Annotated in this window: 14 protein-coding genes; 5 read left to right on the top strand and 9 right to left on the bottom strand. The window is 59.1% G+C overall.

Annotation, left to right across the window (positions count from 1 at the left end; translation table 11 throughout):
* Window positions 1-3: 3 nt before the first annotated feature.
* Window positions 4-1,248 carry a multidrug efflux RND transporter periplasmic adaptor subunit MexE gene (gene mexE, locus ACIQYF_RS05010; RefSeq protein ID WP_402857481.1) on the bottom strand — a complete coding sequence of 415 codons (1,245 nt, stop codon included), beginning with the start codon at window positions 1,246-1,248 and terminating at the stop codon, window positions 4-6.
* Between the two features lie 248 nt (window positions 1,249-1,496).
* Window positions 1,497-3,686 (bottom strand): TonB-dependent siderophore receptor, encoded by a 2,190-nt coding sequence (locus tag ACIQYF_RS05005; protein ID WP_402857479.1) that lies wholly within the window; start codon window positions 3,684-3,686, stop codon window positions 1,497-1,499.
* 137 nt (window positions 3,687-3,823) lie between these two features.
* On the opposite strand from ACIQYF_RS05005, the gene ACIQYF_RS05000 reads away from it, so the two are divergent.
* Both ACIQYF_RS05000 and mtlD read left to right on the top strand, forming a co-directional pair.
* The gene (locus ACIQYF_RS05000) at window positions 3,824-4,846 is read left to right on the top strand and encodes an alpha/beta fold hydrolase (protein ID WP_402857477.1); all 1,023 of its coding nucleotides are present in this window, start codon (window positions 3,824-3,826) and stop codon (window positions 4,844-4,846) included.
* A gap of 431 nt (window positions 4,847-5,277) precedes the next feature.
* Window positions 5,278-7,419, top strand: a complete 2,142-nt coding sequence (gene mtlD / locus ACIQYF_RS04995; protein WP_402857475.1) for a bifunctional mannitol-1-phosphate dehydrogenase/phosphatase — start codon at window positions 5,278-5,280, stop codon at window positions 7,417-7,419.
* Between the two features lie 73 nt (window positions 7,420-7,492).
* On the opposite strand, the gene ACIQYF_RS04990 is transcribed toward mtlD, so the two are convergent.
* Window positions 7,493-8,212, bottom strand: coding sequence for a murein L,D-transpeptidase catalytic domain family protein (locus ACIQYF_RS04990; protein ID WP_402857473.1), 720 nt, complete (start codon window positions 8,210-8,212; stop codon window positions 7,493-7,495).
* 144 nt (window positions 8,213-8,356) lie between these two features.
* Here ACIQYF_RS04990 and ACIQYF_RS04985 point away from each other — a divergent pair, with 144 nt between their 5' ends.
* Together ACIQYF_RS04985 and ACIQYF_RS04980 are read left to right on the top strand one after the other, a co-directional pair.
* Window positions 8,357-9,913 (top strand): murein L,D-transpeptidase, encoded by a 1,557-nt coding sequence (locus ACIQYF_RS04985; RefSeq protein WP_402857471.1) that lies wholly within the window; start codon window positions 8,357-8,359, stop codon window positions 9,911-9,913.
* Between the two features lie 213 nt (window positions 9,914-10,126).
* Window positions 10,127-11,212, top strand: a complete 1,086-nt coding sequence (locus ACIQYF_RS04980) for an NAD(P)H-dependent flavin oxidoreductase (RefSeq protein WP_402857469.1) — start codon at window positions 10,127-10,129, stop codon at window positions 11,210-11,212.
* Here ACIQYF_RS04980 and ACIQYF_RS04975 read toward each other — a convergent pair.
* From ACIQYF_RS04975 to ACIQYF_RS04950, 6 genes are all read right to left on the bottom strand, one after another.
* Entirely contained in the window at window positions 11,185-12,498 is a 1,314-nt protein-coding gene (locus ACIQYF_RS04975; protein WP_402857467.1) for a spinster family MFS transporter, read from the bottom strand. The two genes, ACIQYF_RS04980 and ACIQYF_RS04975, sit on opposite strands and share 28 nt — an antisense overlap.
* A 68-nt stretch (window positions 12,499-12,566) precedes the next feature.
* Window positions 12,567-13,589, bottom strand: coding sequence for a 4-hydroxy-2-oxovalerate aldolase (gene dmpG, locus ACIQYF_RS04970; RefSeq protein WP_402857465.1), 1,023 nt, complete (start codon window positions 13,587-13,589; stop codon window positions 12,567-12,569).
* Between the two features lie 10 nt (window positions 13,590-13,599).
* Window positions 13,600-14,529 (bottom strand): acetaldehyde dehydrogenase (acetylating), encoded by a 930-nt coding sequence (locus ACIQYF_RS04965; protein ID WP_402857463.1) that lies wholly within the window; start codon window positions 14,527-14,529, stop codon window positions 13,600-13,602.
* Between the two features lie 21 nt (window positions 14,530-14,550).
* A complete protein-coding gene (locus tag ACIQYF_RS04960; protein WP_402857459.1) occupies window positions 14,551-15,342 on the bottom strand; it encodes a fumarylacetoacetate hydrolase family protein in 792 nt (263 codons plus the stop codon).
* 117 nt (window positions 15,343-15,459) lie between these two features.
* Entirely contained in the window at window positions 15,460-16,233 is a 774-nt protein-coding gene (locus ACIQYF_RS04955) for a glucose 1-dehydrogenase (RefSeq protein ID WP_402857457.1), read from the bottom strand.
* Between the two features lie 18 nt (window positions 16,234-16,251).
* On the bottom strand, window positions 16,252-17,232 hold the full coding sequence (locus ACIQYF_RS04950) for a flavin reductase (RefSeq protein ID WP_402857455.1): 981 nt from the start codon (window positions 17,230-17,232) through the stop codon (window positions 16,252-16,254).
* Between the two features lie 180 nt (window positions 17,233-17,412).
* Between ACIQYF_RS04950 and ACIQYF_RS04945 the strand changes: the two genes are divergently transcribed.
* Window positions 17,413-18,873, top strand: coding sequence for a coniferyl aldehyde dehydrogenase (locus ACIQYF_RS04945; RefSeq protein WP_402857453.1), 1,461 nt, complete (start codon window positions 17,413-17,415; stop codon window positions 18,871-18,873).
* Window positions 18,874-19,011: the final 138 nt, after the last annotated feature.

Genomic DNA, 19,011 nt, shown 5'->3' with positions numbered 1-19,011 from the left:
CCCTTAACCGCGAGGAGTCGCAACGCTGGCCAACTTCGCCGCAGAGTGTGCGGGCGTTGCAGGGGGCAGGTTGCTGGCTTCCAGCGCTTGACGTTGTTGTGCCAGTGCGGCGAGGGTTTTTTCAGTGGCCATCGGGATCACTTCAGGGCTCACCGGTGAGCCGGGACGCACCCGTTGCAGACCCTTGACGATGATTGTGTCGTCTTTGTTCAGGCCGCTGCGCACAATGCGCAGGCCTTCTATTTTCGGACCCAGGTCCACGCTGCGATAGGCGGTGTTGTTATTGCCATCCATCACCAGCACGAATTTCTTGCCCAGGTCGGTGCCGACTGCTTCGTCATTGATCAAGACCGCTGCGTAGGTGCCGCTGCCGACCAGCTTGAGACGTGCATACAGACCTGGCGTGAAGCTGGCGTCGGTGTTATCGAACACCGCGCGACCACGAATGGTGCCGGTTTTAGGGTTGACCTGGTTGTCAACGAAGTCCATCTGGCCCAAATGCGGGTTGCCATCTTCGTTGGTCAAACCGAGGTAAACCGGAGTGGTTTGGCCCCGTTTGCCATCGCGGGCGAGCTGGCTGTACTTGAGGAACACGCGCTCGTCAGCATCGAAGTAGGCGTACACCTTGTCCGTTGACACCACGCTAGTCAGCGGTGTCACGTCGGCCGTAACGATGTTGCCTGCGGTGATTTCAGCGCGGCTGACGCGGCCAGTGATCGGTGACGTGACGCGGGTAAAGCTCAGGTTCAGCCTGGCCAGATCAAGTTGGGCCTGAACTGCAGCAACTGCGGCGCGGGCAGCTTGGGACGCAGTGGAGCGCGAGTCAGCCAGTTCGGCGGAGATCGCGTTGCTTTGACGCAGACGCTCGCCGCGCTGGGCTTCGTTTTCGCTGCGGGTGGCGTTGGCGCGTGCTTGTTGAAGTTCGGCTTCAAGTTGACGGACTGCAGCCTGGAACGGACGCGGGTCGATCTGGAACAGCAGATCGCCTTTCTTCACCAATGCGCCGTCAGTAAAGGCGACTTGGTCAATCTGGCCTGACACACGTGGACGAATTTCAACGGTTTGTGGCGCTTCAAGGCGGCCGGTAAATTCGTCCCACTCGTTGACGGGCTGCTCAATGACTTTGGCCACACTGACCTTTGCAGCAGGCGCTGGAGCAGTCGCTTGTGGAGTTTTGCCGCATGCGCTCATCACTACGATGGCCAGGGCCGCGAGTGGAAAACGCAAATGTTTAAGTGACTGTTCCATGGGGGGAGTCCGCCAATCTGTTGAGATGGGGCGGATAATGCTGGCGCGCGTGTCGGGGCACGAATCGAACCTGACGAAGGTTAATATCATTCAGAATGATACAAAGCCCGAGCGAGCCCTCTAGCCTGCGCTTTTTGTTAGGTGACTATCAATTAAATGTGCATTTACAACAGGCCAAGTCTGTTGCCTCAAAGGTAATTGTTGTCGGCCTATCCAGGGGCTCAGGGCGTTGCCGGGAGGGGGCGTGATCAAAAGTTGATCGACGCGCTTAGACGGGCTGTCAGTGGTGCGCCCTGGAACAGATAGTTGTCCCCCATGTATTCGCCTACATCACGCCAGTAGCGTTTATCAAACAGGTTGTCTACGGTCAGCCGGAACACCGTGTCGTAGCCCTCGATACGGGTGCTGTAGCGACTGCCGATATTGAAGATTGCATAGGCGTCTGCTTGAGCGTCGCCTGCTTGGCTCGCGTATTTTTTGCCACTGTATTGCACGCCACCCAGCAGCGACAGGCCGTCGATCCAGGGCAGGGCATAGTCACCGTAGAGACTTGCGCGCAGGGTTGGGACATTGAGGGTCTGGTGGCCTTCGTAGTCCGCAGTGCCGCTGCCAGTGACCCGGGCACGAATTGCCGCCACACTGGCCGAGATCTGCAAACGCTCGCTGGCCCAGCCATTGGCGGCCAGTTCCAGGCCCGTATTTTTCTGCTCACCCTGCTGCTCATAGATAAATGAACCATCGGCTTGCGGGCGCGCGTACTGATACCCCTGACGAATCTGGAACAGGGTGGCGCTGAGGCTCATGCGGCGCCAGTCATACTTGATACCGGCCTCGATTTGGCGCGACACCGTGGGTGCGAGGATTTCAAAGGCATTGCTGGCGAACCATGGCGCTTCGCCTCCCAGCGACAAGCCCTTGCTGTAACGGGTGTACAGCGTAACGTTCTGCACCGGTTTATAGATGAGCGCAGCTTGGGGCACAAACTCATAACGCTGGGTATGGCGGGTGGTGTCGCCCAGGTCATCAAACGTGCGTTCATCCAGGCGCACTTCACGCCCGCCCAGAACGGTCTGCCACTGCTCGTCAAAGCTGATCCGGTCATTGAAAAACAGCCCGTATTGACGGCTGTCGAGGCGCCGATAGCTGTCATTGACCGGGCCGTCGTAACGCGCAAAGTCTTCGGGCTCACGGTTGATATTGCCGCTGCCGATCATCTCGTTGATCAGTTCGCTCTGGTCTACCACCCGCCGGAATGCGCTGGTGCCAACGGTTAATTCATGGCTAATGCCGCCGGTGTCGAATCGCCCACTCAGCGCGGCCTGAATTTCATCATTACGCCGGGTGTCATCCGGACTGCGGAAGTCATAGATGTCGTAATCGCCTTGCGGGCTGAAGTAGTTGGGCACGGCCGCGTTGGCGCAACTGTCCGAGCCATAACAGCCCCAGGCAAACGAGCTGTAATCGTCGATCACCACCTTGCTGCGCGAGGCGCTGAGGCTGCCTGTCCAGGTTTCGCTGAAGCGGTATTCAAAATTTCCGTTGAGGTTGAGCGAATCCAGGGTCACTGGCTTGGAGCCACTCTGGTGGGCCAGCAACTTTTTCGGTGAGGCATGGTGCGGCAGTTCAGTGCCACCGAGCAGTTGATAGCCCGGCACGGAGCGCTGTTCTTTGTTCTGGTATTCGACATCCAGTTGTAACAGCGCATTGGGGCTGATGTTCCAGTCGAACGCCAGCGACATGAAGTCGCGCTGGCCATTGGCATGTTCGACGTAGGAATGAATGTCTTCATGGGCGACGTTGGCCCGCAGCCCGAACTGCTGCTCGCTGCCAAACCAGCCACCGACATCGGCGGCCATGTAGCCACTGCCGCGATCATCGGTCGAGATCGTCACCGTGCGGACATCGGCGGCCCGTTTGGTGACGTAATTGACCAGGCCGCCCGGCTCGGACACACCACTTTGCAGACCGGACAGGCCCTTGAGCAGCTCAACCTGTTGTTTGTTTTCCAGTCCTACGTTCTGTTCGCCGGTGATGGTCCGGCCATTGATCTTGTAGCTGCTGGCCGAATTCAGCGAAAACCCGCGCACCACAAAGTTTTCGTAGTAGCCGATGGGGGCGTAGCTTTCACCCACCGAGGCGTCATTTTTCAACACGTCGCTGAGCAAGCGGGCCTGCTGGTCCTTGAGCAGGGTTTCGTTGAACACCGCAATCGCTGCGGGCGTATCGAGCAAGGGCGCGGGCTCGAAGCCGCCCACCCAAGCGGTGTCAGCCTGATAGTCAGCGTTGTTGCTGCCGGTGACGGAAATCGCGGGCAGTTCGGTTTCAGCCGCATCGGCTACCGTCATAGTGCTGGCGAGCAACAAGCCGAGGGTCAATGCATTGAGCGCGAACCGGGGGGCGGACTCTCCCTCGTTGAAAGTCCGGTAAAGCATGTTCATGCAAAGCTCCTAAACAATGGCGGACCCGTGATAGACGTAAATCCCCGGGGCTTTTTTATGCGCGCCATCATACAGGTGGGTATTAACCTTGGGTTAATCGTGCAATGTGACGCTCCAGAGTTTTTGAGGAACTGCCTATGTCATTTATTCAGCGATCGTGTGCAGGCCTGCTGGTTGCATGCGCGTTGCCGTTACTGGCCGTTGCTGCGCCCGAGCGGGCCACGCCCAGTTATGGTGAAGAGCTGCAAGGCTTTGAATATCCCTATCCATTGCATCATTACAGCTTCCAGTCCCAAGGCCAGTCGTTACAGATGGGGTACATGGACGTAGCGCCCACCGGAGCCGCCAATGGCCATACGGCAGTGTTGCTGCACGGTAAAAACTTTTGCGCAGCGACTTGGGGCGACAGCATCAAAGCCCTGAGCGCAGCGGGTTACCGAGTCGTGGCACCGGACCAGATCGGCTTTTGTACCTCAAGCAAACCGGCGAGTTACCAGTACAGTTTCCAGCAGTTGTCAGCCAACACTCACGCCTTACTGGCCAGCCTTGGCGTTGAGAAAGCTAGCGTCATCGGCCACTCCACCGGCGGGATGCTGGCCGCCCGCTATGCACTGATGTACGCGCCGCAGACCGAACAGTTGGTGCTGGTCAATCCAATCGGTCTGGAAGACTGGAAAGCCCTGGGCGTGCCATGGCGCAGCGTCGACCAATGGTACGAGCGTGAGTTGAAACTGGACGCAGCCGGCGTGCGCAACTATGAACAGAGCACCTATTACGCCGGGCACTGGAAACCTGAGTACGACCGCTGGGTCGATATGCTCGCGGGGCTCAATAAAGGGCCGGGACACAAGCGCGTGGCGTGGAACTCGGCGTTGATCTACGACATGATCTTCACCCAGCCGGTATTCTACGAGCTGCCCAATCTGAGGGTGCCAACGCTGTTACTGATAGGCGACGCGGACACCACAGCCATCGGCAGCGACATCGCGCCGCCGCACATCAAAGCCCAAATCGGTCATTACAAGGTGCTGGGCAAACAGGCCGCCGCACGCATACCAGGCGCCAAACTGGTTGAGTTCGCGGGCATGGGCCATGCGCCGCAAATGGAAGACCCGGCAGCGTTTAACCGAGTGTTGATCGAGCAATTGGATCAGCGCTAACGAATCAAAACCTGTGGGCGCTATCGAAAGCTGCGATCTATCGGCCTTGATCTGGAACCTCCATGTGCGTTATAGCTAAAAAGGCATTCAATCGTATTACAGGAAATGACAAGCCCATATGGATGGAATCACACGTATCAATCGCCAGTTTGGCTCACAGCCCGCACCCCTGATTGCGAACTGTGGGCCTCACGTCAAACGCCGCATCAGCGCATCCACAGGGTTTATTTCTCGTCTCTTTGCCCACGTTGCTTTACCCCAGTTGATCCCGTGCTTCTCGGGCAACTGCGCCAACTGGCGCCACTGTTACATCCCTCCGCCTGATTGATTCTGATAACTCGCCCCACCGGCGCGTCCACTGTGCGTTTTCAACAGTGTGTTTGGCTGCCCGGCTTTTTATCTGAACCTCGCGGCACAAGGAGTAACACCCAATGATCTATTTCCAGGGCAAGAGAATCTTTAGCGCCATCTTCGATATGGATGGCACCATGTTTGACACCGAACGCCTGCGCTTTAAAACCCTGAAACAAGCAGCCCTCGAAATTTTTGGTACCCCCCTGAGCGAAGAAACCCTGATCGGCTCCTTGGGTTTGAGTGCCAAGAAGGCCGAGGCATTGGCCAAGGCCAATCATGGTGAAGGCTTCCCTTACGCCGAAGTCCGAAAGCGTGCTGACGAACTGGAGTTGGCCTACGTGCGCGACCATGGCGTGCCGATCAAGGATGGCTTGCTCGAAGTGCTGGAGCGCTTGCGCAAGTACGGCCTGACCATCGCCGTTGCCACGTCCAGTCGGCGTGCGATTGCCGAGGAATACCTGATCAACGCCAATGTCTTGAAGTATTTCGATGTCACCGTGTGCGGTGATGAAGTGACTCAGGGCAAACCGCATCCAGAAATTTTCCTGGCAGCGGCCAGCGCCCTTAATTGCCCGGCGCAGCAGTGCCTGATGCTTGAAGACTCTGAAAACGGTTTGCTCTCGGCCATTCGTGCCGATGGCCAACCGATCCTGATCGAAGACATCAAATCCCCGGCGCCTGAGGTCAAGGCGGGCGCCTTGAAGGCTTACCAAAGCATGCACGGGTTTCTGGGCGACTTGAACGACTGCATGCCTGACCTTGGCACGCCTGATCTGACCGAGAGTTTTCCTCAGGCCCTGAACCAGTTCAGTGTCGGTATTCATGGTTTTGGTGCCATGGGCGGCGGTTACCTGACGCAGATTTTTTCTCACTGGGATGGCTACACCCGGCCCTGTGAAATCATTGCGGCGACCCGCTCGCGGATGTTGCGTGAAACCATTCAGGCGTTCGGCCGATTCAGCGTGCGCTATGGCGCCACATCATTCGACCAGACCATCGAAAACCTCAGAATGATCGACATGGACGACGCCGAAGCGGTGATTCGCATGTACGACACGGCTGAAATCGTCGGCCTGAGCCTTCCGGAGCCTGCCATACGCAATCAGGCCCAGGTGATTGCCCAAGGACTGATTCGCCGCTTCGAGCGTCGTGGGCGCGAACTGACGATCCTGATTGTGCTGAATAAAGTTGGCGGCGCGGATTTCGTCCGACGTCAGGTGCAAGCGCAGCTGGAACAGCTGGCGTCGCCGCAGATTGCTCAGAAAATTCTCGATAACACCCATTTTGCCGAAACAGTGGTGAGTCGCATCGTCTCCAAAATCTCCAACGAAGCGCTGGTGCGGCAGTTGCGGATTAAGTCAAATATTTTCCAGAAGAGCCTGAGCGAGCAACCCGCCGCCCGCAAAACCTCGCCCAAGCTGCCTGTGCCGGAGTACGAGCGTCTGATCGCCCGTTTTCGGCCCTTTGCCCAGTCGAGCAACGCGCTTAGCCAATTGCACCTGATCTTGTTCAACAGCGAATCGGACATGCCCTTGTATGCAGAGCGTTGCAGCAACCTGCTGGAGCGCCTGCGCCAAGTGAAAACGGTAGACGACATCACACAGACGCAGGTTATCAAGAACCTGCTGTGGAACGGCCCGCACGCGATCATTGCCTGGTACGCCAGTCTGTTGGGTTATTCATGGTTGGGGCAAGGCATGGGTGATTCGCGGGTCAGCGCCTTGGCTGAACGACTGATTCACCAGGAAGTCGGCCCGGCACTGGTGGCCGAGAACCCGCAAATGGCCGACGCTGTGGCTGATTTCTCGAAAACCTTTCTGGAACGTTGCAATACGTCATTCAAGGACCCGTGCGCGCGCGTGGGGCGTGACCCGCTGCGCAAACTGCAACGCAATGAGCGGATATTGCGCAGCATCGATTTGGCCAAAAAACATGCAATAGACAGCAGCGCCCTGGAATTTGGCAGTGCTCTGGCCCTGCATTACGCACTCAAGTGCACAGACAAAAAAGACCAGGAAAGCCAATTGATCCGCACGGTGTATGAGAAGGCGGGCAACATTGAAGCGGTTCTGACCTACACCGGAAACTATAACGGGCGGCCGTATCCGGGGCTGGACCCGGTCAAGGATGCGGCGCTGGTTGCAGCGATCAGCGAGCAGTTTCAGCGGTTGCTTGAGTTGGGGCCGAAGGAGGCCGAACTTGTGTTGCCTGCAGCCTGAGCTTTGAGGATCACGCCCGCGATCATCGCGGGCGTGATAACAGCGGCAAGCTCGCACCCAGATCCACGTGTGCTCAGCGCCCTTTAGCGGACACAATACTCGCCACCAAATGCGGCTTGCAGTTCAGGTACGCCGAGGATTTCAACCAGCGCTGATCCGGATACCAGGCAAACATGAACTGTCCGTCCTTGAGCGTGTCTACCACTTTGCGTGCCACTTGCGGGCGTACGGCAGGGCAGCCCTGACTGCGACCGATACGGCCCTGGCGCTGGCTCCACAACGGGTTCACATAGCTGGCGGCATGGATGACGATGTCGCGATCACGCGCGCGGTCATTGATGCCCGGTTCCAGCCCGTCCATGCGCAAGGAATAACCGTTGGCACCTTGATAGCTTTCCTGGGTGCGAAACAAGCCCAGGCTAGACTGATAACTGCCTTCGCTATTGGAGAATTGAGTGGCGAAGTTTTCACCGGAATTTTGTCCATGGGCCACCAAGTCACGCAGCACCAGGGTCTTTTTGCGCAAGTCAAAAATCCACAGGCGTCGCGCTGTGGAAGGTTGCGAGTAATCAATCACCGCCAGGTTCCGGGCCTGGCTGGCGCCACTGTTGACTGCGCATTGCATGGCGCTGAGGGCGCTTTTGAGGGCTTGGGGGTTGAGTTCGGGGGCCGCTTGGGCAAGGCTGGTGAACAATACCGGTTGAAAAGGGCTGGCGGTGGCGGCGAACACCGGGCTTGAAAATGCGCCCAGTGCCGCGGCGGCCAAGCAAAGCCGTCGCAATAAAATCAGCATAAGTTAAAAGTTTCCACGGGTGAATTGGCTCCTGACATTCAGTCGTTCTTAAGGGCGACCCTGTTTTAGGTGCTAGCCTAAGGCATGCCGCGACACGTAATACGGTGACCCTCAACATAAAGGCCACGGACTGGAGTTAAGCAGTTGATCAAAAAACACGCATGTTACTTGACCCTTGTCTTACTCGCTGCGCCGCTGGTCGCACTGGCTGATGAGCTGCCAGTCGAGCCCCTGAGCCCGGTGCAAGTGGCATTGGCACAATTGCCACAGGCATGCCCGACATTGGCCGCCCGTATCAACGAGCATTCACAGGCCCTGCTGCAGGCTTTCTACCAGACTCAGAATAACCAGCCAATCTGGGCCGACAAGGGGCGCTTGGCTGCCTTGCAAGGTGTATTGCCAACCTTGGCTGACGATGGGCTTGACCCGCAAAACTACCCTTTGCCCAACACACAGGACGTGTGTGCCGACATCGACACCAGCCACCAGTACCTGCAAGCCTTGCAAGACCTGCACTACGGCCGTTTGCCACAAGCCCGTTTCGAGCCTGTCTGGCATTCCAATGAAGTCGTGCCCGATCGGAGCCAGATTCTGGCGATTGCTGTGCCGGGCCTGCACGATGTGGCCCAGGCGTTTGCCCAGGCCCGTCCGGGGTTTGAGCTTTACCAGAATCTGCGTAACGTCTATGCCCGTCAGCGTCAGCTACCGTTGCCTAAATGGCAGTCAATAGCGGATGGCGCTTTGGTGCGTCCCGGCATGCAAGACCCGCGAATCCCAGCGTTAGCCCAGCGTCTGTTCAATGAGGGCTATCTCGATCACATACCGGCTACGCCCAATAACGTGTACAGCAATGAGTTGGTGTCTGCGGTTAAAAGCTTTCAGCTCAACCATTCCTTGCAGGCCGATGGGGTGATCGGCGCGAGCACCGTGAAAGAGTTGAACGTCAGCCCAGCGACCCGGCTTGAACAACTGCGCATCAACCTGGAACGTTTTCGCTGGATGGCTCAGGATTTCGAGCCTTCGATCTTGCTGATCAACCTGCCGGCGGCGCAGTTGACGGTCTACCAGAATGGCTTGCCGGTATGGCAAACCCGAACTCAGGTGGGGCGTGCGGATCGTCAGACGCCGTTGCTTAAATCGCGGGTGACACGCCTGACCCTGAACCCGACCTGGACCATTCCGCCGACTATTTTCAAAGAAGACAAATTGCCGCAGATTCGCCGTGACGCGTCCTTCTTGAGTCGCCATGACTTGCAAGTAGTCGACAGCAATGGCCAGCCGCTATCGCCGCAGAGTATTGATTGGGATCGCCCCGGTAACATCCTGCTGCGCCAGGGCGCCGGGCCTCGAAACCCCTTGGGCAGAATTGTGCTGCGTTTCCCCAACCCATTCGCGGTGTACCTGCACGATACGCCGAGCCAGGCGCTGTTCAGCAAAGGCCCGCGGGCATTCAGTTCGGGGTGTGTACGGGTTGAATCGGTGTTCCAGTTGCGGGATTTACTGGTCACACCGGCAGAAAAAATCCGGACCGAAGATTTGCTGGCCACTGGCCTGACCCATGAATTCCGCTTGTCCAACCCGATGCCTATCCTGATGAGCTACTGGACGGCACAAGCCGACAAAAATGGCAAAGTGGTCTACGCCCCGGACATCTACAACCGCGACCCGGCATTGATCGCCGCCTTGGCCAATAAACGCTGACACCCGTCAGCTGACGCATAGGCCTGTGGGCATCGGTGTCGACCACTCAGAAGCGGCGCAGTCATCCTTGGTGGGAGCGGGCTTGCCCGCTCTACCAACGACGCGGTCTGATATAAGAACCGCAGCCCTGCATCGCTGGCAAGTCAGACTCCCACAGCGATCCACCCTCCGTTACTATCCATGTCCCGATTATTGATCGTAGAGAGCAACCCCATGTCCCAATGGCCTGACGCGCGCTTTATCGACTTGGTCGGCATTACCCACCCCATCATTCAGGCGCCCATGCTCGGTGCCGCAGCTGATGTAATGATCGGTGTTGCCAAAGCGGGTGGCCTGGGTTCTTTGGCGTGCGCCACGTTGAGTCTGGACGCAATTCGTGCAGAGATCGCGGCCTTTCGCGCCGAGAGCGATCAGCCGTTTAATGTGAACTTCTTCTGTCACTCACCCCCTGAATACGACGAAGCTCACGTGCAGCAGTGGAAGTTGCTGTTCAAACCTTATTACCAGGAGTTGGGCGCCGACTATGACGCACCGACCCCGGTTTCGAGCCGGGCACCTTTTGATGAGGCCACCTGTGCATTGGTCGAAGAACTGCGCCCGCCCGTGGTCAGTTTTCACTTTTCTCTACCGGCTCCTGAGCTGGTGGCGCGGGTCAAAGCCAGCGGGGCGATCATTATCAGCTCCGCAACCACTGTTGAAGAAGCGCAGTGGCTCGAACAACGCGGCTGCGACGCGATCATTGCGATGGGCTACGAAGCCGGTGGTCATCGGGCGATGTTTCTGAGCAACGACTTGACCTCGCAGATCGGTACCTTTGCCCTGGTGCCACAAATCGTTGATGCGGTCTCGGTGCCCGTGATTGCCGCAGGCGGCATTGCCGATGGGCGGGGGATTGTCGCCGCGTTTGCCTTGGGCGCCAGTGCTGTGCAAATCGGCACCGCGTACCTGTTTTGCCCGCAGGCAAAAATATCCAAGCCACATTACCGCGCATTGCGCGAAGCCAGCGCCAGTGAAACGGCGCTGACCAACCTGTTCACCGGGCGTCCAGCACGCGGGATTCTGAACCGGGTAATGCGCGAGCTCGGCCCAATCAATCCCCATGCCCCGGCATTTCCGTTGGCAGGCGGGGTGTTGCTCCCACTGAAAGCCAAGTCCGAGCCTGCGGGTTCCGGCGACTTCATCAATCTGTGGGCGGGGCAGGCGTTTCCCCTCAGCCCTGGACGAACCGCCGAGCTGTCGTCCTATGAACTGACCCGCCAACTGCTGGACGATTACGCTGCACGTTCAACCGTTAAATAACGGCTTTGAGTGACGTGGCTGCTGGTGCGAACCAGCAGCCCGATCGCCGCCAGCACCGGTATGTTTACCAGTAGCAAGGCATAACGCAGCGATTCAATCCCGAACACCGGTTGCAACGCGTCACTGAACAACCCTGCCAGCAACGGCCCGATCCCAACCCCCAGCAGGGTCGAGATGATCGTCTGCAAGGCCATGGCGGTCCCCCGGCGATTGGCAGGCACCAGTTGCGTGACCAGGTTGAAAGAGGGCGCCACCCACCACGTACAAAAAAAGCTGTAAAGCGCACACCAAAGCATCGCACTGGGAATTGGCAACCCACCCAGTTGCCGCCACACCGTATTCGGCCACAGCAGATAAGTCACCAGCGCGCTGAGCGCCAGGACATGGCCGATGACCGGAATGCCAATTTGCCAATGCGCATTACGCGGCGTCAGGTGATCGCTTAACCAGCCACTGAACAGCGCGCCGACGCCTGCGACGCCCCCGCAAATAAACCCCGCCAGCAAGCCTGCGTGTTGCAGCGACAAACCGTGTGAGCGCACCAGAAAACTGGTGTTCCACATGCCGATGGCATACGCGCTCAGTGTGGTCAGCCCGCCGGCCAGGATCAGACAGCGATAAGCGGGCAGGGCCAGGAGTTTACGCGCTTCGATGCCCAAACTTTGCAGTGGATGTGCCGCATGAGCGCTGCTCAGATCCCAGCGCCCGCGTGCCGGGTCTTTCACCACAAACCCCAGCAGTGCTGAAAACCCCAGTGCCGGAATGCCAATCAGCATAAACGCCATCCGCCAGCCATAGTGCTCGACCACCCAGGCGCCGAGGCTCAAGCCGATGATGGCCGAAAAAGTCGGCGCGGCGGTAAAGCAACTGATGGCAAAAGAGCGTCGATGCGGCGGGTACAAATCGGCAATCACCGACATGGATGCCGATGTGGTGGGTGACTCGCTCACCGCGACCGCCATGCGCGCCAGCGCCAGCATCCAGAAGCTCACTGCCAGCCCGCAAAGCATGGTCGCCAACGCCCAGAGCAGGCAGGCCATGGCCAGCAGCCGAGTACGCGACATACCATCGGCCAGTCGCCCGGCAGGCAAGGCGAGCAGGGCATAGACCCCGGAAAACGCCAAGCCCGAAACCAGGCCCATGGCCGTGTCACTGACCCCGAATTCGTGTTTGATCGGCTCGATCATCACCGCCAGAATCTGGCGCCCGACAAAGTTGTCGGCAAACACTGCGGCCAGCAACAACAGCAATCCGTGGCTGCGCCAGCCGACGTGTGGGTTGGACATATTCGATTCCCTATCCGCGAAAAATGCCAAAGGCGCTGACGCACAGAGCGCCAGCGCCTTTGCCGCCGTTAAGCGCGTTGGCGAGCCAGGGTCATGGCGGTGTCTTCGATCATGTCTTCCTGACCGCCGACCATGCCGCGACGGCCCATTTCCACGAGAATTTCCCGTGCCGGAACGCCGTACTTTTTCTCGGCGCGCTTGGCGAACAGCAAGAACGAGCCATAAACCCCGGCGTAACCCATGGTCAGGGCATCGCGGTCGCTGCGGATCGGGAAGTCCATGATCGGCACCACCAGGTCTTCGGCCACGTCTTGAATACCGAACACGCTGACCCCGGTTTCGATCCCCATGCGGTCGCACACGGCAACCAGGATTTCCATCGGCGTATTCCCTGCACCCGCGCCCAAACCTGCGGCTGCCGCATCAATGCGGGTGGCTCCGGCTTCTATGGCGGCGATGGAGTTGGACACGCCCATCGACAGGTTATGGTGGCCGTGAAAGCCGATCTCCGTGTCCGGGTGCAGCACTTCACGCAAGGCCGCGACTCGCGCCTTGATGTCGTGGGGCAGCATGTAGCCCGCCGAGTCGGTGAGGTAGATGCAGTTGGCGCCAAAGCTCTCCATCAGCTTGCCTTGCTTGACCAGCCCTTGGGGGCTGTTCATGTGCGCCATCATCAGAAAGCCCACAGTGTCCATGCCCAGTTTGCGGGCATACGAGATGTGCTGTTCCGACACATCGGCTTCAGTGCAGTGGGTGGCCACGCGAATGGTGTTGACCCCCAGCTCATAGGCCATTTGCAGATGGTCGACGGTGCCAATCCCCGGCAGCAGCAAAGCTGAAACCTTGGCCTTTTTCATCATGGGAATCACCGCCGAGAGGTACTCCTCGTCGGTGTGCGCCGGAAAGCCGTAGTTCACCGAACTGCCGCCCAGGCCATCGCCGTGGGTGACTTCAATTAGCGGTACACCCGCTGCATCCAGGCCGCAGGCGATGTCTTTCATCTGTTGCAGGCTGATCTGGTGACGCTTGGGGTGCATGCCGTCGCGCAGGCACATGTCATGCACGGTAATTTTTTTGCCGCGAAGGTCCATGGGTAGCTCCTTAAACGAGGGCAGGCTGAGGGGCCGAGGCCTTGAGTTGCAGTTCGCCCTTGAGGATTTCCTCAGCGAACATTTCGGCGGTGCGAGCGGCAGCGGCGGTCATGATGTCGAGGTTGCCGGCGTACTTGGGCAGGTAATCGCCCAGCCCTTCAACCTCCATGAAAATCGACACCCGATTGCCGTCAAACACTGGGCCATTGACCAGCTTGTAGCCCGGCACGTATTGCTGGACTTGCTCGATCATGTTGGCAATGGCCACGCTGATGGCAGCCTGATCTGGCTCGGTTTCAGTCAGGCAGTGCACGGTGTCGCGCATGATCAGCGGCGGCTCCGCCGGGTTGACGATAATGATCGCCTTGCCTTTCTTGGCGCCGCCGACCTGTTCAATCGCGCTGGCCGTGGTGCGGGTGAATTCGTCGATGTTCTTGCGAGTGCCCGGGCCCACGGATTTGGACGCTGCCGTGGCGACGATTTCGGCATAGGCCACAGGTTGCACGCTGGACACAGCGGCCACCAGAGGAATCGTCGCCTGGCCGCCGCAGGTCACCATGTTGACGTTCATGGCACCGCGCTTGAGGTTGGCCTTGAGGTTCACCGGCGGTACGCAGTACGGGCCGATGGCTGCCGGGGTCAGGTCGATCATCAGCACGCCCAGCGCATTGAGCTTGCGGCTGTTTTCGGCGTGCACGTAGGCCGACGTTGCATCAAAAGCGATTTGAATGTTGTCTTCCAGCACGTGTGGCAGCAGGCCGTCGACCCCGTCGCTGGTGGTTTTCAGGCCCATGTCGCGGGCGCGGCTCAGGCCTTCGGAGGTGGCATCGATACCGACCATCCACACCGGCTCCAGCACGTCACTGCGCAGCAGCTTGTACAGCAGGTCGGTGCCGATATTGCCCGGCCCGATCAGGGCACATTTAATCTTTTTGTTCATGGGAAGGCTCTCGAACAGGGTTTAGGGCACAAAGCGCAGGCGGGCAGAGCCCAGGCCGCTGAGGGTCAGGCTGACCTCATCACCGGGTTGTACCGGCACCAGCGGCGCCAGGGCCCCGGAAAGAATGATTTCGCCCTTGCGAAACGGAATGTCGAACTGGCCCAGCGTGTTGGCCAGCCAGGCCACCGCTGCACACGGATGGCCTTGCACCGCAGAACCGAAGCCGTGTCCGGCGGGCTGGCCGTTTTTCAGCAGGTGCAACTCGACCTTGGCCAGGTCCAGGTCACGCGGGTTGATTCGTTGTTCACCCAGGGCAAACACCCCGCAAGAGGCGTTATCGGCCACGGTGTCTTGAATACGGATTTTCCAGTCGGCGATACGCGAGTCGACTATTTCGAAGCACGGCACCACCCACTGGCTGGCGGCCATCACGTCTTCGGCTGTGATCCCGGGGCCGTGCAAGTCCTCACCGAGGATAAAAGCAATCTCGCCTTCAGCCCGTGGCTGCACCAGCTTGTGGGCGTCAAAGCTCACATCGCTGTCATCGGCAACTTGCATGCGATTGGTCAAAAAGCCAAAGTCGGGTTGATGCACATCGAGCATTTCCTGCACGGCACGGCTGGTGACGCCGATCTTTTTGCCGATCACCTGTTCGCCCAAGGCTTCGCGGCGCTGCAAAAAACGCAGGGAAATCTGATACGCCGTCTCAAGGGTCAAGTCCGGGTAACGCTGGGTCAGCGGTTGCAGGCTGCGGCGCTCGCGCAAGGCATGAAACAGCTCATCACCCAGGGCTTGAATCAACTGTATGTCCATAACCACTCACTCTCAAAGTTGCACATGACCCTGCCGGAGCGAGCTTGCTCGCGATCTTTTGATCGTTAAAAAGCGGGTAAGCAAGCTTGCCCCTGCAGAGGTAGGTAAACGCTGCGTTTAACCCGGCCAGACGCTCGACTCGGCGCCGCCATCCACTTCAATAATCTTGCCTGTGACCCAGCGTGAAGCAGGGGTGGCGAGGTACAGCGCGGCAGCGGCAATGTCTTCTACCTCGCCCAGGCTTTGCATTGGCGTGGCCTTGATCATGCCGTCGCGCATGGCCACCGGCAGCACGCGGTTCAAGGCGTCGGTAAGGATCGGGCCGGGGGCAATGGCGTTCACCCGTACCAGTGGCGCAAAATCCTGGGCCAGCAATCGGGTCATGTGGCTCAACGCCGCCTTGGCGGTGCCATAGGCGCTGAACTGGGTTTGCGCATAGCGCGCTGCACCCGATGTGATGTTGATGATGTTGCCCGCACCGGCCTTGCGCATGTGCGGCACGCAGAGCTGGCACAGGTGATAGGCCGACGACACGTTGAAGCGCAGGATCTCTTCAAAACGCTCGACGCTCAAGGTCAGCGGGTCGTTGGGGCCTGCGCCGCCTGCGTTATTGACCAAGTGGGTAATGCGCCCCATCTGTTCGCGGGCCTGCGCCACTACAGCGCTGCGCTGCTCGGCCTCATTCACGTCACAACTCAATGCCAGCGCCCGACGGCCCAGGCTGCGGACTTCTTCGGCCACCGATTCCACATCACTCAAGGTGCGGGCTGCCAGGACCACATCGGCCCCGGCTTCGGCGTAGGCCAGGGCGATGCTGCGGCCAATACCGCGGCCGCCCCCGGAAATCACCGCCACGCTGCCGGTCAGGTTGAAGCGCTGGAGAATAGTCATACATCGTCCTTTTACTGATTAGCGGGGTGCCCACAGGTCGGGCAGGCCTGGGTCGCTGGCGGCGATCAGGCGTTTGAGCAGCACCTTGAGCGCTTGCGCATCACCGGGGCCAAGCTTGGCCGATACGTTCTCTTCAACGGCCTTGGCCAGTGCCAATTGCTGCAATGAGGCTTCGCGGCCGGTGGCCGTCAGCACATAGCGTGGTTCCTGCACGGTGCCTTCTAGAGCGACCAGGTTTTGTTTTTCCAGAAAGCGCATGCTGGCGACTGTCACCACGTGCCCGGTGTAACTGGTGAATGTGTTGATCTCGTCCAAAGACAGGTTGTCGCGGATACACAGCACCGAGAGGATAAAAAAAGCATGTTCATCCAGTTGCTGATTGCTCAGCAGGCGGTGCAGGGCGTCTAGCAGTTGGTAGTGCCCACGGCCCAGCAGATAACCGAGCAAGTCTTCGGTATAACTGCATTCCGGTGGCGGCGGGGTGGTGGCCAGGCGTAACTCACTGCGCGGCTTGCGCGTTGCCAGGGCGTACTGGCCGCTCTGGAACGCCAGCGGTGCACGATCACTGTGGTCAAAGGCGAGGACTTCACCGACAAAAATCACGTGGTCGCCGCCTTCATATTGAAAGGCCGTGCGGCACTGAAAGCGTGCGGTGCAATCCTGTAGCAGCGGTGCTTCGCTGATGCCGTTGTCGAGTTTGATTTCGGCAAACTTGTCTTCGCCCTGCATGGCAAAGCGTCCGGACAGCGGTTCCTGTTCGGTCGACAGCACGTGCACATTCCAGTGCTTGCCGGAGCTGAACACCGGCAGGCTGCGGGCGGATTTGGCCAGGCTCCACAACACCAGTGGCGGGTTGAGCGAGACCGAGTTGAAGCTGTTGGCGGTGATCCCGATGGGCGAGCCGTCTTCCGCCTGGGTGGTGATGATCGTCACCCCGGTGGTGAAGGTGCCCAGCGCAGTGCGGAACGCCTGCGGATCAAAACTGCTTTGCACTGCCATGACGAACCCCATGGATTGAATTTTCGTGCTTGCAGTATTCTGCGCCAGGCCACGTGCTGCATCGTCTTAACGGACTAACGAATTCAGGGGATCATGGTCCGATTGGACGAGGCGCCAGCCCCCGGGATTGGCTAGCTTCGGCGCATCCTTCAGCCCCTTTTGCCTTAGAGAGGACGCGCCATGATCACCCCCAGCACAGCCCCCCACCTATCCGCCCAAACTGAGCCTGAGCAGCTAACGAACCTGCTGGCAGCCCAAAAGAAAGCTTTTATTGACGCAGGCCCGGTCAGTGCCGATCAGCGCCGCGAGCGTTTACAGCGGGTGATCGATCTGTTGGTGCGTTATCAGCAACCCTTGATTGAAGCCATCGACCTGGACTTCGGCGGCAGGCCGCAGGGCTTTTCGTTGATGAATGACGTGCTGGGTTCGCTGGCCTCGCTTAAATATGCCCGCGACCACCTTGAGCACTGGATGGCGGACGAGCCCCGCGAGGTGTTTGCACCCTATGACCAACTGGGCGCCAAAGCCTGGGTCATGCATCAACCCAAAGGCACGATCGGCATCATCGGCACGTGGAACGCGCCGCTGTTTACGGTGCTCAGCCCCCTGGCCTGCGCGCTGGCGGCGGGTAACCGGGCCATCCTCAAACCGTCAGAAGTGGTCCCGCTGACTGCCAGCGTGCTGGCACAAGCCTTTGCCGAGCTGTTTGACCCGTTGGAAGTCGCCGTGGTCACCGGCGATGCGCAGTTGGCACAGGTTTTTACCTCGCAACCGTTCGACCACCTGGTGTTCACCGGCAGCACCGCAGTGGCGCGCTCGGTGATGCGTAATGCAGCCGAAAACCTGGTACCGCTGACCCTGGAACTGGGCGGCAAGTCGCCGGTCATCATTTCCCGCACGGCGGATCTGGCCAAGGCCGCATTCAGCATTGCCGTGGCCAAGGCCAATAACGGCGGGCAGATTTGCATCACCCCGGACGTGGTGTATGTACCCAGTGAACAATTGGAAGACTTTATTGGCGCGCTGGACATCGCCTACAGCGACCTGATCCCCCGTGTTGAGGGCAACCCGGATGTGATCGCCGTGGTCAATGCTCGGCATTTGCAGCGTGTCGAAGGTTACGTGCAGGACGCCCGTGAGCGGGGCGCGCGGATTGTCAGCTTCCCCCATGCACTTGAGGCGGATCCACAGTCACGCCGTCGCCCCTTGCAGGTGGTGATTGACCCGCCGCGTGATAGCCAGATCCTGCGCGAAGAGATCTTTGGTCCGGCGCTGGTGGTGTTGCCCTATCAGAAACTCAATCAAGTCCTGGCCGACATTCACTCCCGCGAACGACCCTTGGCGCTGTACTACTTTGGCCAAAGTGAAGAAGAGCAGCGGCACGTTTTGGGGCATACGCTCTCGGGCGGGGTGACGATCAATGACGTATTGATGCATGCCGCCTTGCACGATGCGCCGTTCGGCGGGATCGGTGCTTCAGGCATGGGCCACTATCACGGCCGAGAAGGCTTCCTGGAGTTCAGCCATATGCGCACCGTGTTCAAGGCCCCGGCCCATGACCCGCGCCGCGAATGGGGCTTGCTGCCGCCGTACGGCGAGCACTTCCTGCCGACCATGCAATCGATGGTTACCCCTGATTAACCCCTGATCCAAAACCCTGTAGGAGCGAGCAATGCAGTTCGTACTGCGCTGCGCTCCACTTAAGAGCAACGCAACTCAAGTGTGGGGGCGGGCAGAAATCGCTTAAGTGAACACCATTGCGTTCTACAGGGTGTGCTA

This window comes from Pseudomonas sp. NPDC096917, assembly GCF_044762555.1.
Lineage (GTDB): Bacteria > Pseudomonadota > Gammaproteobacteria > Pseudomonadales > Pseudomonadaceae > Aquipseudomonas.
The sequence above is the reverse complement of the archived record's forward strand: the minus strand, read 5'-3'. Positions and strand labels throughout refer to the sequence as shown.